Raw genomic sequence first — 1,468 nt, 5'->3', positions numbered from 1 at the left:
GGTTGCGTCCCCTAACGTGGTGTATCTGTAGCCCGCGGTAAGTCTTGTGCCGGTGTGCATGAAGGCGACCATCGCGGGTACCTTTCGAATCAACTCTTACCTATCCTCGAAAGGAAGTACCCTGCGATGGCCGCTGACCCTCATCATATCGATCCGACCGCGTATCTCGAAGAGCTACTGACTCAAGCGTCCCCAGATTTGATGCGCCAAATGCTCACTGACTTCATCAACCAGATTCTTTCCGCCCAAGCAGACACCGTCTGCGGGGCTGATTACGCCACCGTGTCAGCCGAGCGCACCAACACACGTAATGGCTACCGTCATCGCCAACTTGATACCCGAGTCGGCAGCATTGATGTGGCAATCCCGAAGCTACGCACCGGCGCATTTTTCCCTGACTGGCTGCTAGAGCGCCGCAGCCGCACCGAGCGTGCCCTGACCACAGTCATCGCCACCTGCTACCTGAAAGGAGTCTCCACTCGCAGGATGAACGACCTGGTGGCCACCCTTGGGATCAACAACTTGTCGAAGTCTCAGGTCAGCCAGATGGCCAAAGAACTCGATGACATGGTCGATGACTTCCGCACCCGCCGGCTTGACCAAGGCCCCTACCACTTTGTCTCCTGCGACGCGCTGACAATGAAGGTGCGGGAAGGCGGACGTGTCGTAAAGACCAGCGTGTTGCTGGCCACAGGTGTCAACGCTGACGGCTACCGAGAGCTTTTGGGCATGCAGGTTGCCACCGCGGAATCTACCGCGTCGTGGACCGGGTTCTTTCGGGACCTCATCGCCCGTGGCCTGACCGGGGTATTCCTCGTTACTAGTGATGCCCATCTTGGTATTCAAGCAGCCGTGGGTGACTGCCTGCCGCAGGCTAGTTGGCAGCGGTGTCGAACACACTTCGCGAAGAACCTCTCGGCCCAGGTTCCCAAAACCCAATGGCCGACTCTGTCAGCGATGTTTCACACAATCTTTCAGCAACCCGATGCCGCTAGTGTGTGGGCCCAAGCTCGTGAGGTTATTGAATTCTGCCAGCAGAAATTCCCTCACGTTGCCACCTACCTCGAGGAGTGTCTCGACGAGCTGTTGGCGTTTACCGCTGCGCCGAGAGCGGTGTGGACCAAAATCTGGTCGAATAACCCCACTGAACGGCTCAATAGGGAGATCCGCCGGCGTACCGATGTCGTAGGAATCTTCCCAAACCGAGACGCTGTTGTGCGCCTTGTTGGGGCGGTTTTGGCCGAACAGCACGATGACTGGATCCAACAGAAGCGTTATATGTCACTGACCAGCCTGGCACAGACCAAAGAGATCATCGCCGCTGGGGTCATCGACGAGGACCGCGACAACAACCAGGAGATCGCCGCGTGAATACCCTCACCCCTTATCCCCGAGATGGCCCCTAAACCACCGCCATGAAACTAACCCCAGATTCGAAAACAGATACACCACTACCCAGGACTTGACC

General features: G+C 57.4%; 1 protein-coding gene. It reads left to right on the top strand.

What is annotated here, in order from left to right; all coding sequences use genetic code 11:
- Positions 1 to 126 precede the first annotated feature (126 nt).
- Complete coding sequence (locus MHK09_RS11590; protein WP_049377104.1) at positions 127 to 1,371, top strand: IS256 family transposase; 1,245 nt, start codon at positions 127 to 129, stop codon at positions 1,369 to 1,371.
- Positions 1,372 to 1,468: the final 97 nt, after the last annotated feature.

Source organism: Corynebacterium tuberculostearicum, assembly GCF_022347235.1.
Lineage (GTDB): Bacteria > Actinomycetota > Actinomycetes > Mycobacteriales > Mycobacteriaceae > Corynebacterium > Corynebacterium tuberculostearicum_F.
This window is presented reverse-complemented; position numbering and strand designations above follow the sequence as displayed.

Bases quoted from the DNA above. Each gene is read 5' to 3' on its own strand.
- MHK09_RS11590 (WP_049377104.1), top strand. From the start codon at position 127: ATGGCCGCTGACCCTCATCATATCGATCCGACCGCGTATCTCGAAGAG.